General features: G+C 75.7%; 13 protein-coding genes. 3 read left to right on the top strand and 10 right to left on the bottom strand.

Translation table 11 applies throughout. The features are described from left to right. Positions 1-2 precede the first annotated feature (2 nt). Both ACQPX6_RS28165 and ACQPX6_RS28160 read left to right on the top strand, forming a co-directional pair. Positions 3-569 (top strand): bifunctional nuclease family protein, encoded by a 567-nt coding sequence (locus ACQPX6_RS28165; protein WP_433784058.1) that lies wholly within the window; start codon positions 3-5, stop codon positions 567-569. A 125-nt stretch (positions 570-694) separates the two neighbouring features. Then, on the top strand, positions 695-2,575 hold the full coding sequence (locus ACQPX6_RS28160) for a sigma-54-dependent Fis family transcriptional regulator (protein WP_433784057.1): 1,881 nt from the start codon (positions 695-697) through the stop codon (positions 2,573-2,575). Here the strand turns inward: ACQPX6_RS28160 and ACQPX6_RS28155 are convergent. The 7 genes from ACQPX6_RS28155 to ACQPX6_RS28125 all read right to left on the bottom strand — a co-directional run bounded on the left by ACQPX6_RS28155 (position 2,556) and on the right by ACQPX6_RS28125 (position 10,110). Then, positions 2,556-3,467 carry an IclR family transcriptional regulator gene (locus tag ACQPX6_RS28155; protein WP_433784055.1) on the bottom strand — a complete coding sequence of 304 codons (912 nt, stop codon included), beginning with the start codon at positions 3,465-3,467 and terminating at the stop codon, positions 2,556-2,558. The genes ACQPX6_RS28160 and ACQPX6_RS28155 overlap by 20 nt on opposite strands. 66 nt (positions 3,468-3,533) lie before the next feature. Then, positions 3,534-5,027: a YcaO-like family protein gene (locus ACQPX6_RS28150; protein ID WP_433784054.1), complete on the bottom strand. Its 1,494-nt coding sequence runs from the start codon at positions 5,025-5,027 to the stop codon at positions 3,534-3,536. Continuing rightward, positions 5,024-5,854, bottom strand: coding sequence for an MBL fold metallo-hydrolase (locus ACQPX6_RS28145; protein WP_433784053.1), 831 nt, complete (start codon positions 5,852-5,854; stop codon positions 5,024-5,026). The genes ACQPX6_RS28150 and ACQPX6_RS28145 overlap by 4 nt, the downstream gene beginning before the upstream one ends. Further along, the gene (locus ACQPX6_RS28140) at positions 5,845-6,822 is read right to left on the bottom strand and encodes a Gfo/Idh/MocA family protein (RefSeq protein WP_433784052.1); all 978 of its coding nucleotides are present in this window, start codon (positions 6,820-6,822) and stop codon (positions 5,845-5,847) included. The genes ACQPX6_RS28145 and ACQPX6_RS28140 overlap by 10 nt, the downstream gene beginning before the upstream one ends. Positions 6,823-6,851: 29 nt before the next feature. Beyond that, a complete protein-coding gene (locus ACQPX6_RS28135; RefSeq protein ID WP_433784050.1) occupies positions 6,852-7,928 on the bottom strand; it encodes a class I SAM-dependent methyltransferase in 1,077 nt (358 codons plus the stop codon). Positions 7,929-8,008: 80 nt separating this feature from the next. After that, positions 8,009-8,929: an HD domain-containing protein gene (locus ACQPX6_RS28130; protein ID WP_433784049.1), complete on the bottom strand. Its 921-nt coding sequence runs from the start codon at positions 8,927-8,929 to the stop codon at positions 8,009-8,011. After that, entirely contained in the window at positions 8,926-10,110 is a 1,185-nt protein-coding gene (locus tag ACQPX6_RS28125; RefSeq protein WP_433784048.1) for an inositol-3-phosphate synthase, read from the bottom strand. Before ACQPX6_RS28125 ends, ACQPX6_RS28130 begins: the two co-directional genes overlap by 4 nt. Positions 10,111-10,345: 235 nt before the next feature. On the opposite strand from ACQPX6_RS28125, the gene ACQPX6_RS28120 reads away from it, so the two are divergent. Beyond that, the gene (locus ACQPX6_RS28120) at positions 10,346-10,525 is read left to right on the top strand and encodes a PspC domain-containing protein (protein ID WP_433784046.1); all 180 of its coding nucleotides are present in this window, start codon (positions 10,346-10,348) and stop codon (positions 10,523-10,525) included. Here the strand turns inward: ACQPX6_RS28120 and glsA (ACQPX6_RS28115) are convergent. The 3 genes from glsA (ACQPX6_RS28115) to hrpA are packed head-to-tail and all read right to left on the bottom strand — an operon-like array spanning position 10,509 to position 16,605. After that, positions 10,509-11,522 (bottom strand): glutaminase A, encoded by a 1,014-nt coding sequence (gene glsA / locus ACQPX6_RS28115; protein ID WP_433784045.1) that lies wholly within the window; start codon positions 11,520-11,522, stop codon positions 10,509-10,511. The two genes, ACQPX6_RS28120 and glsA (ACQPX6_RS28115), sit on opposite strands and share 17 nt — an antisense overlap. A gap of 53 nt (positions 11,523-11,575) precedes the next feature. After that, positions 11,576-12,577 (bottom strand): glutaminase A, encoded by a 1,002-nt coding sequence (glsA, locus tag ACQPX6_RS28110; protein WP_433784044.1) that lies wholly within the window; start codon positions 12,575-12,577, stop codon positions 11,576-11,578. Between the two features lie 44 nt (positions 12,578-12,621). Then, the gene (gene hrpA, locus ACQPX6_RS28105) at positions 12,622-16,605 is read right to left on the bottom strand and encodes an ATP-dependent RNA helicase HrpA (protein WP_433784043.1); all 3,984 of its coding nucleotides are present in this window, start codon (positions 16,603-16,605) and stop codon (positions 12,622-12,624) included. Positions 16,606-16,872: the final 267 nt, after the last annotated feature.

The raw sequence follows: 16,872 nt of genomic DNA, 5'->3' as shown, positions 1-16,872 counted from the left end.
CCGTGGCCGAGGTGGGAGACGAAGCGCAGCGGAGCTCGACCACTGAGGTCCGCTTCGCGCGGCTCGCGGTGCACCGCATGACGCGCGAGCCGCTCGCCCTGCTGGTCGAGACGGGGGGTGATCGCTGCGTGGTGGTGTCGGTGCGCGGGCCGCAGGCGGAGGTGATCGACCGCGGCGCCCGGCCGGACGGGGAGGACGCGGACGGCGTGCTGACCCAGGACCTCGTCGCGGACCTCGCGGTGCTCCTCGGCCGGCGGCTCGAGCGGGCCGAGATCACCGAGCTCGTCGAGGACCGCTTCCGGGCCGAGCTGGTGCTCGACGACGGCGCGCGCCTGCCGGGGCGGCCCAGCGACGTGCTGGCGGTCGGCGTGCGCGAGGGCCTGCGCCTCGAGGTCGCCGACGCGGTGCTCGACGCCGTCGGCCAGTCGTTCAGCGCGCTGGGCGGCGACCGGCCCGAGCCGGCCCGCGAGGCGGCCGAGGAGGTGCAGCGGATGCGCGCGTTCCTGGAGGAGGCCACGGTCGAGGACTTCGAGCGCCCGCCCGCCGACGATCCGCAGGACCCAGCCTAGGAGGTTCCTGACCTGCGCGGCCGTCTCGATCCGAGACGGTCGAGCACTCCTGCGCGGCCCGTCCGCGCCGTACCATCCCGTGTTGCGCATCACCACGACGTGGCGCGCGGATGGCGAGGTGGCCCATGGATCGACGCGCCGACGGTGCCCTCGGTCGCGCCCGCGAGCACTTCGTGGACGCGGGCGCGGTGAACACGCGCGGCGTCGTCCGTCCCGAGATCGTCGACTCCTGGGAGCGCTCCCGGCGCGCCGGGGTCGACGCCACCCAGCTCGCGCTGCCGTACGAGGCCGACCTCGACTTCGACGGCAGCCTGGCCAACTGCGCGCGCCCGGTGCTCGACGACCTCGCCGAGCGGCTCTCAGGCATGTCGGTGGCCGTGGTGCTCACCGACGCCGACGGGCGCGTCCTCGAGCGCCGCGTCGGCGAGGGCGAGCTGCAGCGCCGCCTCGACGCGATCTCGCTGGCCCCCGGCTTCAGCTACGCCGAGGAGTTCGCCGGCACGAACGGTGTGGGCACCGCGCTCGAGGGCGCCATGCCCGCCCTCGTCGTCGGCGCCGAGCACTTCAGCGAGCGGCTCCAGGCCTTCGCCTGCGCCGGGGCCCCGGTGTGCGGGCCCGACGGCACGCTCGCCGGGATCCTCGACGTCACCTGCCTGCGCGCGGAGGCCAACGACCTCATGCGCTTCCTGGCCCAGCAGGCGGCCACCGACATCGAGGACGTGATGCGCGAGCGCGGCGGCACCGGCGTGCGCCGGCTCATGGCCGCGTTCCGCTCGACGTGTGCGCGCTCCCGCGGCCCGGTGCTCGCGCTCACCGAGGACCTCGTCATGGCCAACCGGGCCGCCCGCGCGCTGTCGGGCGCCGACCAGGACCGGGTCGCCCGCCGCGCCGCGGAACGGGGCCACGCGGCCCGCCCGCGCCAGGACCGGGTGCTGCTCACCGACGGGCCCGCGCGCCTGGTGATCACCCCGGTGCCGGCGGGCCGTCCCGCGGGCGTGGTCGTCGAGGTCGTGCCGAGCCGCAGCAGCCTGCGCCTCCTCGGCCGGGAGGACCCGCCGTCGCCGACGCTGCTGTCGGTCCCCTCGCCGGACCGGGGGCCGGGTCACGAGCCGCCCGCGGCCCCGTCGTCCCCGATCGCGATCTCCGAGCGCCCGCTGCCCGGCCTCGCCGGCGCCTCGCGCCCGTGGCGCACCGTGGCCGCGGCGCTGCGCGGGGCCGCCGGGTCGGCGCGCAGCACGGTCGTCGTCGGCGAGCCGGGCACCGGGAAGGCGGCCGCGGTCCGGGCCGTGCACGGCGAGATCCGCCCGGGGGCCCGCTGGATCACGATCGACGGGTCCGACCCCGACGCCGCCGTCGTCCTCGCCGGCTACGCGGCGGAGGCCTCGACGGCCCGGGCGCCGGGCGCGCCCGGCGGGCCGCGGTCGGCCACCGTGGTCGTCCGGCACACCGAGGCGCTCGACCACGCCGGGACGGGCGCGCTCACCGCGCTGCTCGGGGAGGTGCCGCCATCGTGGTGGATCGTCGCCCTGGTCAGCGCCGAGCGTGCGCCCGAGGAGGGCGCGGTGGGCCGGGTGCTCGCGGGGTTCGCGCGGTCGGTGGTCGTCGAGCCGCTGCGCCGCCGCCCCGACGACGTCCCGCTGCTCGTGACGGCCCTGCTCGCCCGGCTCGCGCCGTCGCGCCGCGCGCGGTGCACGCCCGAGACCACCGCGCTGCTCGCCGGGGCCCGCTGGCCGGGCAACGTCACCCAGCTCGCCGACGTGCTGCGCCGCGCGCTGGCCGCGCGGCCCGCGGGCGACGTCGAGCCGGCCGACCTGCCCGTCGAGCTCGTCGTGCACGGCACCCGGCGGCGCCTCACGCCGCTGGAGACCGCCGAGCGCGACCTGATCGTCTCCGCGCTGCTCGAGGCCGGTGGCAACCGGTCGGCGGCCGCGGCGGCGCTCGGCATGGGCCGGGCGACGCTCTACCGGCGCCTGCGCGCCTTCGGCATCACCGACGTGGGCCGCTGACCAGGTCCTCGTCGCGCCCGACGACGGTCGCTTCGCCGGGCACGCCGGGCACGCCGGGCACGCCGGGCACTGCGGGCATCGGCTCGGCGACGAGCTCGCCGGCCCACTGCGCGGTGGCCCGGGCGGCCACGGCGCGCACGGCCTCGGCCAGCTCGTCGCCGTCGACGGCGAGGCGCCGGGCCGAACAGGACAGGCCCAGCGCGACGGTCGCGGCGCCCGAGGGCGCGACGACCGGGGCGGCGAGGGTGACGAAGCCCTCGGCGTACTCCTCGCGGTCGAGCGCGAGGCCGTCGCGGTGCACGCCCTCGAGCTCGCGGCGCAGGGCAGCGGGGTCGACGAGTGTGGTGGGCGTGAGCCGGGTCAGGGGCTCGTTCTCCACGGCCTCGCGGTACGCCGGCGACGTCGCCAGCAGCACCTTGGTGAGCGCGAGGGCGTGCGCGTGGTGCGGCGGGATGTGGTGGCCCAGGCCCGGGAGCTTCGCGAGGCCCTGGTGGCCGCGCGAGTCGGTGACCGTGGCGACGACCGTGCCGGTGCGGCGCACGAGGTAGGAGCGCTGGCGCGTGCGGCGGTAGAGCTCGGTGGCGGCCTCGGCCAGTACGGCGCCGGGGTCGGGATCGCCGGGGACGGGGCCCGACGACACGCCCCACTGGCCCCAGGGCGGGGCCTCGGTCAGGCGGCAGCGGCCCGAGCCGTCGCGCTCGGCGTAGCCCGCCTCGCACAAGGTGTTGATCATGTATCGGGCGGTGGCGGCGCTCTTGCCGAGACGCTCGGCGAGGTCGCTCGCGCACAGCCCCGCGGGGTGGTCGCCGAGCAGGCGCAGCGCGCGCAGGACCGTCGCCGCGGTCTTCAGCGACCGCGACCCCCCGCTCGGCACCACTACGTCGTCGTCCACGTCACCGACGCTAGGCCGTCCCGCCCGTGGCGCCTGTCTCAATGTGGGTCACAGGAGCCGTGTGGGTCACAGCAGCTCGACGGGTTCCCCCCGTTCGGCGCGGGTGAGGGCGTGGCGCCCGGGCTCGCGGTAGAGCGGGTACAGCGCGCCGACGGTGCGGTCGACCGCGGCGCGGTCGAGCCACGCCGGGCCGCCGAGGCGCTCGCGGCCCTCGGCGGTCAGCGCGACCGGGGCGGCGCCGGCGTGGGGCGGGGCGCCGAGCCCGACGAGCTCGCTGCCCCGGGCGAGCAGGCGCTCCACCCCGCGGGCCGCGATCCGGCCGTAGGACATCGTCTCGGCCTCCAGGCCCGGGACGATCACCTTCACCGCGGCGGCCGAGCCCGAGTCGGCGACCACGGTGAGCACGTCGAAGCCGTCGAGGCGGGCGAGGAGGTCATCGAGCACGGCCTGCGGGTCGTCGAGCCCGGGCGTGTGCGGGAGGTCGGTGAACGCCACCGTCTCCCGGTGCGCCAGCACGGTCGGGGCGAGCAGGTCGCGGAGCTCGGCGCCCGAGCGCCGCGACCAGTCGGCCATCGCCTCGAACGCCCGGCGCTCCTCGGCGTGCGGCGGGTGCGCCAGCTCGCGCTCCCAGTAGCCGGCGTCCATCAGCGGCTGCACCGTGTCGAGGTCCCCGTGGGCCACGAACTTGCGCACCCGCGCCGCACAGAACTCCAGCAGCGCCTTCTGCAGCGCCGCCTCCCGGTCGGCGTGGGCGGCCTCGCCGCACGCGGTGATCGCGATGGGGTGCGGGGCGCCGGCCGGGTCGGTGTCGTACCCGACGACGTGCAGGACGGTCACACCGAAGTCGGTCGACGCGAGCTTCGGGACCACCGTGATGCCGACGTCGGCGAGGTGGTCGAGCAGGCGCCGGGTGTCCGGGTCGGTGACGCCGTCGGTGTCGATGACGATGCCGCGGTCCATCGCGCGGAACGCGGTGGCGTTGCCGTCGCGCTGCAGCAGCTCGCCGAGCGCGTGGCCGACGGCCCGCTCGACGGTGTCGCCGGCGCCGCAGCCGTTGGTGATCACGGTGATGAGCTGCTCGTCGGCGGGCTGCCAGTCGATGTCGACGCCGTAGGGCGCGGCGAACTCGGCGGGCACCAGCACCTCCTCGCCGGTGCGCCAGCGCGTGGTCGGCAGCCACCAGCGGGCGCGGTCGGGGTCGTAGTCGGTGCCCGCGGGCAGCACGAGCGAGACCGGGTCGACGACGCGGTCGGCGCCGCGGGCGGCCCGGAGCTCGGTGTACGAGCCCCGCACGGGCTCCAGCTCGCGCAGCCGGCGGGAGAGCATCATCTCCTCGGCCAGCTCCGCGTGGGCGGCCACGCGGGCCCGGGCGACGGACAGGCCGTAGCCGAAGGCGGCGCTGCGCGGCCACTGCCCGGACGGGTCGGCGAAGTCGGCGCTGACCACGGCGACCCCGGTGCGGTCGGCACCGTCGACCACGACGTCGCCGACGTCGCCGGGAGGCAGCGCGGTGTCGAGGGCCGCGGTGACGCGGTCGTGGGTGTCGGCGGCGGTCGTCACGACAGTTCCTCCAGCGGGATCGGCCCGGCCAGCGGCTGCGCGGACAGCAGCCGGTCGTAGAGCGCCAGGACCTGCTTGGTCGAGATGCCCGCGGCGTACTCGAACGGGGTGGCGACGGCGTCGAAGTCGAGCCGCTCGATCACCGCGTAGGCGTCGCGGATCTCCTGGTGCGACAGCGGGATCTGGGCGTGGAAGGCCTTGTGCGCGCTCAGGCCCACGGGGCGCCCGTCGGCGTCGAAGCTGGCCTTGAGCATGTCGCCGCAGAACAGGACGCCGCGGTGCTCGTCGTGCAGCACCATGTGGCCGTCGAAGTGCCCGCCCGTGCGGTGGGCGACGAGGCCGGGTGCGAACTCGTGGCGGTCGTCCAGCGGCCAGGTGACGCGGAACGCCTTGGTCCACTCGAGGTCGCGCACGCCGATGGCGAGCACCGGCGGGTCCAGCTCGTCCTGCAGCTGGAACAGCGCGCCGTAGCCGTGCACGTGGCTGGACGCGAGTGCGGCGAGGCCGCCGCGGCGGCGCAGCTCCTCGATCGCGGCCGGCGGGTAGAGGCCCGCGGCCTCCCACCCGACGAGACCTCGCTCGGTCTCGATCACCCAGCCGCACGTACCCAGCCCGACCTGCGGCTCGCACCAGAACCCGGTGACGCCCGGCGTCACCTCCGCCCAGCGGGCCTCGCGGCCGGCGGCGAGGTCGTCGAACGACCGGATCTCCCAGCCGTCCTCGGGCAGGGCGTTGCGGACGTCGACGCACACCGGGCACTGCGGGGGCACGGCGAACCAGCGCTGCCAGTGGCCGCAGTTCGTGCAGGACCAGGGGCTCAGGGGCATGCCGCCTCCATCAGCAGGGCGTGCAGGGCGAGGTCGCGGTCGAGCGGGTAGGGCCAGGGCGCCTCGCCGCGCACGGCGGCGCCGAAGGCGGCGAGCTGGCGGGTGAACGGCCCGGCTGCGGCGTCGAAGGGGACGGGCTCGGCGACGCCGGTCGTCGCGTCGATGCGGGTGAGCCGGCCGCCCGGGTCCTGGCCGAGGGTGTCCTCGGCGACCAGCTGGGCGCGGGTGCCGACGACCTCGAGCCGGCGTCGCGGCAGGGGGTCGGCCGTGGAGAAGCTGACGTGGTGTGACAGCAACGTCCCGCTCGCGGTGCGGCCGGCGAGGACAGCCGTGTCGTCGGCGGTGGGGTCGACGTAGTCGTGGACGCGGGTGGCGGTGAGCGCGACGAGGTCGACGACGTCCTCGCCGAGCAGCCGGCCGGTGAGGTCGACGCCGTGCGGGGCGAGGTCGATCATCGCGCCGCCCCCGGCCCGCGCGGGGTCCACGCGCCAGTTGTCGCGCCCGCCGACGGGGGTGGCCCAGTCCGGCGGGAGCCAGCAGCCGTAGACGATGCGCACGGTGGTGACGACGCCCAGCTCGTCGCCCGCGACCATCGCGGCGATCGCCTCGTGGGCGGGGTGGAAGCGCTGGTCGAACGCCGTGCCCGCGAGCAGCCCGGCCGTCGCCGCCACCATCTCCTCGGCGGTGGGCACGTCGTGGGCCAGCGGCTTCTCGCAGAGCACCGGGATCCCGGCGGTCGCGGCGGCCAGGACGACGGGGGCGTGCGCGTGGTTGGGCGTCGCGACGTAGACGGCGTCGAGGCCCGGCGCGGCGAGGAGGTCGTCGAGGTCGTCGAACGCCGGCGCACCGTCGTCGAGGCCCTCGAGCGCGGCGGGGTCGCGGTCGTGCACGCCGACGAGGTGGGCGTGCGGGTCGGCGGCGATCGCGGGGAGCACGAAGTCGCGCGCCACCCACCCGGCGCCGACCACTCCCCAGCCACATCCCTCTCGGCGTGTGCTCACCAGCCCTCCGGCAGGTCGACCAGCAGTCGCCGGGCGACGGCGTCGTCGGGCATCGGGTCGGGCCGGCGCTCGGGCAGGTACGTCGCGGCGCGCGGGCCGTACTCGGCGCCCCACACCTCGTTGGGCCAGCGGCGCGTCCCGTCGGCGTAGAGCGGGTTGGGTCGCAGGTCGGCGCCGGGTGCGGGGTCGAGCAGGGCGGTCTCGGGCGCCGCGGCCCCGCCGTCGCGGGCCAGCGCGACGGCCTCGGTGTCGCCGAGGTCCTGGGCGTCCGCGGACCGGGGCAGGCGGCGCTCGAGCGTCGCCGACGTCAGCTCCTCCTCGCCGTAGGTCAGCGCGCCGGGCAGCAGCGCGGCCCACGCCTCGGGCGGGCGCGGGTGCCCGGGTTGCCCGGTGTTGTGGCAGTGCGCGGCGACCACGGCGCCGCCCTCGCCGGCGTGCTCGGCGGCGGTGGCCAGGACCGCGGCGGGGTCGTCGAGGAAGTAGAGGACGTCGTGCACGGCGACGTAGGTGTCCCCGGCGGGGTGCACCGGCCACGGGTGGGCGAGGTCCGCGCAGACGAGCGCGACGTCCCCGGGGACGACGAACCGGCGCGCCAGCCAGAGCTTGCTGAACACGACGTCGACGCCGGTGAGGTCCTGCTCGCCGTGCTGGGCGAGCCGGCGCAGCAGGTGCCCGGCCCCGCAGGCGAGGTCGAGCACCGGGCGCCCGGCGGGCGGGTGCGCCGCGGTCAGCGCGAGCACGGCGAGGCCGGAGGGGTCGTGGTCGCGGTGCAGGAAGTAGTCGCCGACCCGGCCGAGCCCCAGGCCGGCGACGGCCTCGCGCAGGGTGGTGGCGTCGAGGACGGCGCGCAGCTGCTCGGCCGGCGGCGGGGGCTGGTCCCACCAGTCGTCGTTGTCGGCGAGCAGCACCGCCGCGGCATCCCGGTCGCGGCCGTCGTCCAGGGCGGCGAGGGCCTGCTCGCGGACCTCGTCGCGCCCGGCCCGCAGGTACGGGATGCCCTCGAGCACCGGCCAGCGCGTGGTGCCGTCGGACAGGCTGTGCGGGGTGTCGGCGTGGAGCTCGCCGCCGCTCACCGGGTCGACGAGAGCAGCGAACGGCCTGTTCGCTGCTTCTACGCGCGCGGAGTCCGCGCTCGCGGCGCCAGGACCGGCGCTCACGGCAGCAGCCCCGCCGCGTCGAGGACGGCGTTCTGGTGCGCCTGGACCGGGGAGGCGTGCACCAGCTCCAGGTCGACCAGCGCCTCGCGGGCGGTGAACGCCGCCGCGCGGGCGTGGTGGTGCACCTGGAGCACGCGGTCGAGCACGTCCGCCGCGTGGAACGTCGCCCCGAGCGGGGTGTCGGCGTCGGCGCGGGCGGCGAGCAGGCCCCGCACCCGGTCGGCGAGCGCGCCCGGCAGCGTCGCCAGCTCGCGCTCGGTGAGCCGCTCCACGACGGCGTGGAGGTGCTCGCCGAGCAGCATCTCGCCGGCGAAGCCCGCGTCGGGCATCACGGCGTTGTGCAGGTGGTGGGCGAGCCCGAGCAGGAACGCCTCGCCCCGGTCGGCGCCGTGGTCCTCGGCCAGCAGCGCCCCGTAGACGGCGACCGCCCAGCAGTGCTCGCCGTGGTCCTCGGGCGGCTCGGTGATCAGCCGCGCCCGGCCCGGCGCCGTCGCCCCGGCCCGGGGCTGGCGGCACAGCGCCGCGACGAACGCGGGCGGCGGGGTCGCCCCCGGCGTGGGCGGGGGCGCGGCGTGCAGCCGCGCCAGCGTCGCCGGGTGCAGCACGCCGTCGGCCACCTCGTCGATCGCCCGGTGCCGCACCGCGCGGGCCTCGTCCTCGCCGAGGCCCATCGCGGTGAGCACGTCGGCGTCGATCCCGGCCAGCCGGGCGCCGGCCACCGCGGCCGCGGTCTCGGCGTCGGCCACGGCGACCGGGTCCGCGCCGTCGACGAGGGCCGCCCAGGCGCGGACGAACGCCCGGGAGGCCATCGACCCGTCGGCGTCCGCGGTCCGGACCCGCTTGAGGTCGCCGACCTCGCGCAACAGGCCCGGGACCGCGGCGTAGCGCCCGGTCGGCGCCGCGAGCAGGGACGTCACCGCGCGCCCGCCGCGAGCCAGTCGCGCAGCACCTGCTCCTGCCGGTACAGGGCGTGCTCGGGGCGCCCGCCGTCGCGGGTCACCGGGGCCTTGAAGAAGTAGCCGAGCTGCTCCTGCGCCCCGCCCTCGCCGCGGCGCTGGGCCTCGACGACGAGCCGCACGAGCTCGAGCACCAGCGGCGCCGCCAGCACCGAGTCGCGGCACATGAAGTCGACCTTGACCTGCATCCGCTGGCCGAGGAAGCCGACGAGGTCGATGTTGTCCCAGGCCTCCTTCTCGTCGCCGCGCGGGCGGTAGTAGTCGATGCGCACGACGTGGTCCTCGACCTTGTAGCCGAGGATGTCGTCGAGCACCCGGCCCTTGGTGGCGACCTTGCTCGACAGGGAGTCCGGGTCGTCGAGGATCTCGCCGTCGCGGTTGCCGAGGATGTTGGTGGAGTACCAGCCGTCGACGGTCAGGGCGCGCGAGCGGAACGCCGGCGCCAGCACCGTCTTCATCATCGTCTGGCCGGTCTTGCCGTCCTTGCCGGCCACCGGGACGCCGCGCCGCAGGGCGAGCTCCTGGAGGGCGGGCACGTCGGCCGACGCGCTCGGCGTGAAGTTGACGTACGGGCAGCCCTCGGTGATGGCCGCGTAGGCGTACAGCATGCCCGGCGTGATCGCGGGGTCGTCCCCGTCGAGCGCGGCCTCGAAGCCGTCGACGGTGGCCAGCGCCGGCAGCGTCAGGTCCGGCCAGCGCTCGGTGGAGGCCAGGTTGACGACGACGAGGTCGGTCAGGTCCTGCTCGCTGCGGAAGCGCCGGACATCCTCGGCGATGTGCGCGACGCGGTCGCGCAGCGCCGGCACCGCGACGAGGTTGCTGCCGCGGGCGTTGCGGCAGTACTCCGGGTCGGCGACGGCCGGCCACGGCTCGATCCCGGCGAGCGCCGGCCCGGCGACCTCGATCTGCCGCGCGTCGAGCACCCGGTGCCCGTGCGCGGCCTTGGCGAGGTCGTCGCCGTCGACGTCCCATCCGGCGAAGACCAACGACTCGTAGGGCACCAGGCCCTCGGCGTCGGCGAAGGGCAGTCCGTCCCGCCCCATCGCGCCGAGCCTCATCATCTCGACGCCTGCCACCGCGGTGGTCGCGACCGCGCCACCGAGCCCGACGATCGCCACTCCTGTACGTGTTGCCTCGGCCACGCGGTCCTCCTCGACCCGAACTGTCCGGCCCGGTGCGGACCCCGGCCGAGGTACCAACGGTTGCTGTCCATCGAAACGGTGATTCAGCAACGAGCGGTGCGCCCGCCACGGTGAGCGGCGTCACGGGGTTCCCCCCGGAAAGCCCGGGGTCGGACACTGACACCGCCGCCCGCACGTTGCGGGAGTGTCGAGTGAGAGCGCCGGGACGGTCCCGGTGACGAGGATCGGAGACGTCATGGCCACCCTGACCAGGCCGCAGCACGACAAGGTGATCGCGGGGGTGTGTGCCGGACTCGCCGAGCGGTTCGGGATGTCGGCCGGCGTCGTGCGCCTGCTGTTCGTGCTGTCCTGCCTGCTGCCGGGCCCGCAGTTCGTGATCTACATCGCGCTCTGGGTGATCATGCCGAAGCGCTGACGTCCGTCACCTCGCCGTGCGTGGGCTGCGCGACCCGGCCGAAGCGGGAGTCGGCCGGGTCGGCGAAGACGTGGAGCCCGAACGTGGCGGACAGCTCGCGGCAGAGGCTGACCCCCCGCACCGAGTTGCCGTGCACGTCGAGCCCGGGGGAGTACACGCCGAACCCGAAGTACCGGGGCAGCACGCACACGATGTCGCCGGAGACGCCGCTCTTGGCCGGGATGCCGACCTCGCTGGCCCACTGGCCCGCCGCGTCGTACATCCCGCAGCTCATCATCACGCTGACGATGTCGCGGACGTGCGCCCGGGCCACGGCGCGCTCGCCGCTGAACGGGTTGAGCCCCCCGTTGGCCAGGGTGGCGCCCATGACGCTGAGGTCGGCGGCGGTCACCGTGATCGAGCACGCCGACAGGTAGGTCTCGACGACCTCGTCGATGTCGCCGCTGATCATGCCGAGCGAGCGCATGACGTAGCAGAGCCCGAGGTTGCGGTCGTTGCTCCGCAGCTGCGCGCGCAGGATCCGCTGGTCGACGGCGAGGTCCGGGTTGCCCGCGTAGACGCGGTAGCGCTCCAGGATGCGGTCGACCTTCTCGTCGACGTCACGTCCCGCCACGAGGCTCGCCGCGACGAGCGCGCCCGAGTTGATCATCGGGTTGTGGGGACGGTGGTGGACCTCGTCGAAGGTGATCGAGTTGAACGGGTCGCCGGAGGGCTCGACACCGATGCGGCGCAGGGTCTCCTCGGCGCCGTTGTCCTCCAGGGCGAGCCCGTAGGTGAACACCTTCGACACCGAGTGCAGCGGGAAGGGCACCGTGCAGTCGCCCGCCTGCCACTGCGTGCCGTCGATGTTCGTGCCGGCCAGCCCGAACAGGTGCGCGTCGGCCTCCGCCTCGGGCGGGTAGTAGCTCACGACCTCGTCGTCGCCGACCTGCCGGTACTTCTCGTGCAGCTCGTCGAGCTGCTGGCGGACGAGCTCGCGTTCTCCGACGGCGACCATCTCGGCGATTCTGCCGGGATGTGGGCGCCGGGGGGAGGCCCGTCAGGCTCGGGTCAGGCCCGCGTCAGCCGGGGTCCGCCGGTGCGTCCGAGGCGGCCGAAGCGGGTCTGGTCGGGCGAGGCGAACATGTGCAGCCCGTAGCGGGCGGACAGCTCGCGGAACACCGCCTGGCCGCGCACCGAGTTGCCGTGGGCGTCGAGGCCGGGCGAGAACGTCGCGATGCCCAGACGTCCGGGCATGACCGCGACGATGCCGCCGGACACACCGCTCTTGGCGGGGATGCCGACGTCGGTGGTCCACTCGCCGACGGCGTCGTACATGCCGCAGGTCATCATCACGCTGACGACGTCGCGGACGTGGCGCCCGTCGAGCGCCCGCTCGCCGGTCAGCGGGTTGACCCCGCCGTTGGCCAGGGTCGCGCCGAGGGCCGAGAGCTCGCAGGTGTTGACCCGCACCGAGCACATCGACAGGTACACCGCGAGGTTGTCCTCGATGCTGCCGGTGATCATGCCGAGCGAGCGCATGAGGTAGCTGATGGCGAGGTTGCGGTCGGCCGAGGCGAGCTGGTCGGCGAGGAGCTCGCCGTCGACCTCCAGCTCGGGGACGCCGGTGAACGCGCGCAGCCGGGCCAGGATGCGCTCGACCTTCTGGCCGGGGGTGTCGCCGTGCACGAGGTAGGCGGCGACGAGCGCGCCCGCGTTGATCATGGGGTTGTGCGGGCGCTGGTGCTCCTCGTCGAAGACGATGGCGGTGAACGGGTCGCCCGAGGGCTCGACCCCGACGTGGCGCAGCGTCGCCTCGCGGCCGTTGTCCTCGAGCGCGAGCGCGTAGGTGACCACCTTGGAGATCGACTGCAGCGGGAAGCGGTGCTCGCAGTCGCCGACGGTCCACTGGGTGCCGTCCACCGCGGTGCCGGCCAGCCCGAAGACGTCCTCCTCGTCCTGCGCGGCGGGCAGCGCGATCGACACGATGTCTTCCTCGTGCTGGTCGGCGTGGTGGTCGTGCAGCTGCTCGAGCTGCTCCTGGACCAGTGCCTCCTCGGCGTCGCTCACCACGGGCGCGGATTCTCCATCCCGGTCGGTCGTCTCCCGTCAGGGGCTCAGAGCGTGGCGAGCGCTCGCGTGATGCGTTGCTCGGACACCGGACCGGCGGTGCCGATCTCCTGCGCGAACACGCTGACGCGCAGCTCCTGGAGCATCCAGGCGACGGCGTCGAAGGCGTCGCGGTCGAACGTGCGCGGCTCGGCGGACGCCCGCGCGCGGCGCTCGCGGTAGGCCGACTCGACGCGGTGCACGCCCTCGAGCGCCTCGGCGTCGCGCCGGGGCGCGGTGGGCAGCTTCTCCAGCCGCCGGCGCGCCGCCCGCAGGTAGCGCGCGACGTCGGGCAGGCGCGCCACCGGCGTGCGGGCGACGAAGCGGTCGCCCACCAGCGTGTGCAGCTGGCCGCGGACGTCGTCGACGGCGCCGGTGAGCAGGCCGCCGGGGCGCGCGGCGACCTCGTCGAGCGCGAGCTCGGTGCGCCCGGCCTCGCCGAGCACGGTCTCGGCCCGCGAGAGCACCTCGGCCGCGGCCGCCGCGAGGCGCGCCGCGACGTGGGCGCGCAGCTCCTCGAACGCCGCGGGGTCCCAGGCGGGCCCGCCGCCGGTGGCCACGAGGGCGTCGAGCGCGGCGTCGACGCAGTCCTCGGCCAGCGCCGTGGTGTCCCGGTAGCCGCCGGCCGCCATCGCCCCGCGCAGTCGCAGCACGGCGGTGTTGTCCAGCGAGCGCACCAGCGACTTGGCCGGCGACGCGACGGCGAGGCGCAGCAGCCGCCGGGTGCCGGCGCGCATGGCGTCGCGGGCCTCCAGCGGCGAGTCGAACACCCGCACGTCGACCGACGACCCGCGGTCGACCAGCGCGAGGTGCGCGGTGACCGTGCCGCCGGGACGCTGCTGCTCGCGGGTGCGCGGCAGCGGGCCGATCTCGGCGAACGAGGTGACCCCGCGCCGTTCCACCCCGTCGGCGACCGCGGCCACCGCGGCGCGCGTCGCCGCGGCGTGCCGGCGGCGCAGGGCGCCCAGGTCGGGTCCCTCGGCGACGGTCGCGCCCTCGTCGTCGACCACCCGGAACGTCAGCCGCAGGTGCGACGGGAGGCCGCCGACGTTCCACGCGTCGACCGGCACGTCGAGCCCCGACAGGCGCCGCACCGCGTCGGACAGCGCCGGCAGCAGGGTCTCGTCGCCGCGGGGGCGCCCGTCGTGGGCGAGGCGCGCGTGCAGCGCCCGCGCGGTGTCCGGGGCGGGCACGAGCGAGCGGCGCAGGTTCTTGGGCAGCGAGCGGACCAGCGCGGTGAGCATCTCCTCGCGCAGGCCCGGTACCTGCCACGCGAGGTCCTCGGCGCGCACCTGCCCGAGCACCGCGAGCGGCACGCTGACGGTGACGCCGTCGCTCTCGGCCCCGGGCTCGAAGGCGTAGGACAGCGGCAGCGTCAGCCCGCCCGCGGTCCAGGTGTCGGGGAACTGCTCGGCGCTCGGCGCCTCGCCGGCGAGCACCGTCGCCTCGTCGAGGTCGAGCAGGTGCGGGTCGCGGCGGGAGGCCTTCTGCCACCAGCGGTCGAACTGGCGCACGGTGGCGACGTCGGCGGGCACCCGGGCGTCGAAGAAGGCCTGGATCGTGTCGTCGTCGACGACGAGCTCGCGGCGGGCCCGGCGCTCCATCTCGGCGACCTGCTCGAGACGCTCACGGTTGCGCGTCACGAACGCGTGGCGGGTGTTCCACTCGCCCTGCACCAGGGCGTGGCGCACGAACAGGTCGCGCGCGGTCTCGGGGTCGACGCGGTGGTAGTCGACCGTGCGGTCCATCGCCAGCGGGACACCGAACAGCGACACGCGCTCCGTGGCCACGGCGGCCCCGCGGCGCTTCGACCAGTGCGGCTCGGAGTACGTGCGGGTGACGAGGTCGCCGGCCGCGGCCTCGACCCACGCCGGGTCCACGCCGGCGACGGTGCGCGCCCACAACCGCGAGGTCTCGACCAGCTCGGCGGCCATGACCATCGTCGGTGGGCGCTTGGCCACCGTGGAGCCGGGCCAGAGCGCGAACCGCGCGCCGCGCGATCCCTCGTACTCGATGAGCGCGCGGCGCCGCGGCTTGCCGGTCTTCGGGTCCTTCGGCGGCTCCTGCGCGAGCCCGATCTGCGAGAGCAGCCCGGTGAGCAGGGCCTGGTGGACGCGGGCGGCGAGGTCCTTGGTGATCTCCGCGCCCGGCTCGTTGCGCGTGAGCCCCAGCTCGTCCTCGATCTGGCGCAGCTGCGCGGCGAGGTCCTGCCACTCGCGGATGCGCAGGAAGTTGAGGAACTCGGCCTGGCACCGCTTGCGGAACTGGTTCGACGACAGCTCGCGGCGCCCCGAGCGCACGTGCTCCCACAGGTGCACCCACGACAGGAAGTCCGAGCGCGCGTCGGTGAAGCGGGCGTGGGCGGCGTCGGCCTCGTCGGCCTTGTCCGCGGGGCGCTCGCGGGGGTCCTGCGCGGACAGCCCCGCGGCGATCACCGTGACCTCGTGCAGGCAGCCCAGCTCGTCGGCGGCGAGCACCATCCGCCCGATGCGGGGGTCGACGGGGAGCCGCGCCAGCCGCCGGCCGATCTCCGAGAGGCGGGTGGCGTCGCCGTCGACGATCGCGCCCAGCTCGGCGAGCAGGCGCACGCCGTCGCGGACCGCGAGCCGCTCGGGCGGGTCGACGAACGGGAACTCCTCGACCGGCCCGAGCTTGGCGCCCGCCATCTGCAGGATCACCGAGGCGAGGTTGGTGCGCTGGATCTCCGGGTCGGTGAACTCCGGGCGGCCGTCGAGGTCGTCCTCGGCGTAGAGGCGGATGCAGATGCCGTCGGCGACACGTCCGCAGCGCCCGGCCCGCTGGGTGGCGGAGGCCTGCGAGATCGGCTCGATGGGCAGGCGCTGCACCTTGGTGCGCCGCGAGTAGCGCGAGATGCGCGCGAGCCCGGGGTCGACGACGTAGCGGATGCCCGGGACGGTCAGCGAGGTCTCGGCGACGTTGGTGGCCAGGACGACGCGGCGCCGCCCGCCCGCACTCGGCTCGAAGACGCGGTGCTGCTCGGCGGACGAGAGGCGCGCGTAGAGCGGCAGCACGTCGAGGTCGTCGGCGTGCTCGCGCAGGGCGTCGGCCGCGTCGCGGATCTCGCGCTCGCCGGAGAGGAAGACGAGCACGTCGCCCTCCGGGCCCTCGCGGCGCAGCTCGTCGACGGCGTCGACGATGCCGTCGACCTGGTCGCGCTGGCCGCCTTCCTCGTCCACCAGCGGCCGGTAGCGGACCTCGACCGGGAACGTCCGGCCCGACACCTCGATGATGGGCGCGTCGCCGAAGTGCTTGCTGAAGCGCTCGGGGTCGATCGTCGCCGAGGTGATGACGACCTTGAGGTCCGGGCGGCGCGGCAGCAGCTGGGCGAGGTAGCCGAGCAGGAAGTCGATGTTGAGGCTGCGCTCGTGGGCCTCGTCGATGATGAGGGTGTCGTAGCGGCGCAGCAGCCGGTCCTGCTGGATCTCGGCGAGCAGGATGCCGTCGGTCATGAGCTTGACCAGCGTGTCCTCGCTCGCGCGGCTGGTGAAGCGCACCTGGTAGCCGACGGTGTCGGTGCCGGTGGTGCCCAGCTCCTCGGCCACCCGCTCGGCGACCGTGCGGGCGGCGATGCGGCGGGGCTGGGTGTGGCCGATCGTGCCGCGGACCCCGCGGCCCAGCTCGAGCGCGATCTTGGGCAACTGTGTCGTCTTGCCCGAGCCGGTCTCGCCGGCGACGACGACCACCTGGTGCTGCTCCAGCGCGGCGCGGATGTCGTCGACGCGCTCGCTGATCGGCAGCTGCGGGGGGTAGGAGACGGCCGGCACCGAGGCCGCCCGGCGCGCGAGGCGCTCCTCGGCGGCGGTGACGTCGCCGGCGATCTTCTCCAGCGTGCTCGCCCGGCGCTCCTCGTCGCCGATGCGCTCCGCGCCGGCGACCCGGCGCCGCAGGCGGTGCTCGTCGGCGGGGCCGAGGGCGGCGACGCGCGCGGCGAGGTCCGCGCCGACGGCGGCACGGTCGGTCGCTGCGGGCACCGGGGAACTCCTCGGGGGACGGGACGGGGTGACGGAGGGTCGGGACGCGGGTCGGGACAGCGGTCCCTGGTCCTCGACGCGCGCGACCACCATTGTCAGCGCTGGGAGCCGCTGGCCTGTTCCCGACCTGTCCGGTGACGGAGCGGAGCCAACACTAGGCTGAAGGAGTGAGTCTGGTGGCCGCGGTGGTGGACCGAACGTAACGTCTGGGCCGGGCGGGCCGAGTCATGGTCACCGCGCGTGAAGCGGTGCTCGACGAGGTGGGGT

Source organism: Actinomycetospora sp. CA-101289, assembly GCF_050955895.1.
GTDB lineage: Bacteria > Actinomycetota > Actinomycetes > Mycobacteriales > Pseudonocardiaceae > Actinomycetospora.
This window is presented reverse-complemented; position numbering and strand designations above follow the sequence as displayed.

What these genes read in the sequence shown, in the direction of transcription:
- glsA (WP_433784045.1), bottom strand. Translation starts at nt 11,522, where the DNA reads ATGGTCGCCGTCGGAGAACGCGAGCTCGTCCGCCAGCAGCTCGACGAG.
- ACQPX6_RS28160 (WP_433784057.1), top strand. Translation starts at nt 695, where the DNA reads ATGGATCGACGCGCCGACGGTGCCCTCGGTCGCGCCCGCGAGCACTTC.
- ACQPX6_RS28145 (WP_433784053.1), bottom strand. Translation starts at nt 5,854, where the DNA reads ATGCCCCTGAGCCCCTGGTCCTGCACGAACTGCGGCCACTGGCAGCGC.
- ACQPX6_RS28120 (WP_433784046.1), top strand. Translation starts at nt 10,346, where the DNA reads ATGGCCACCCTGACCAGGCCGCAGCACGACAAGGTGATCGCGGGGGTG.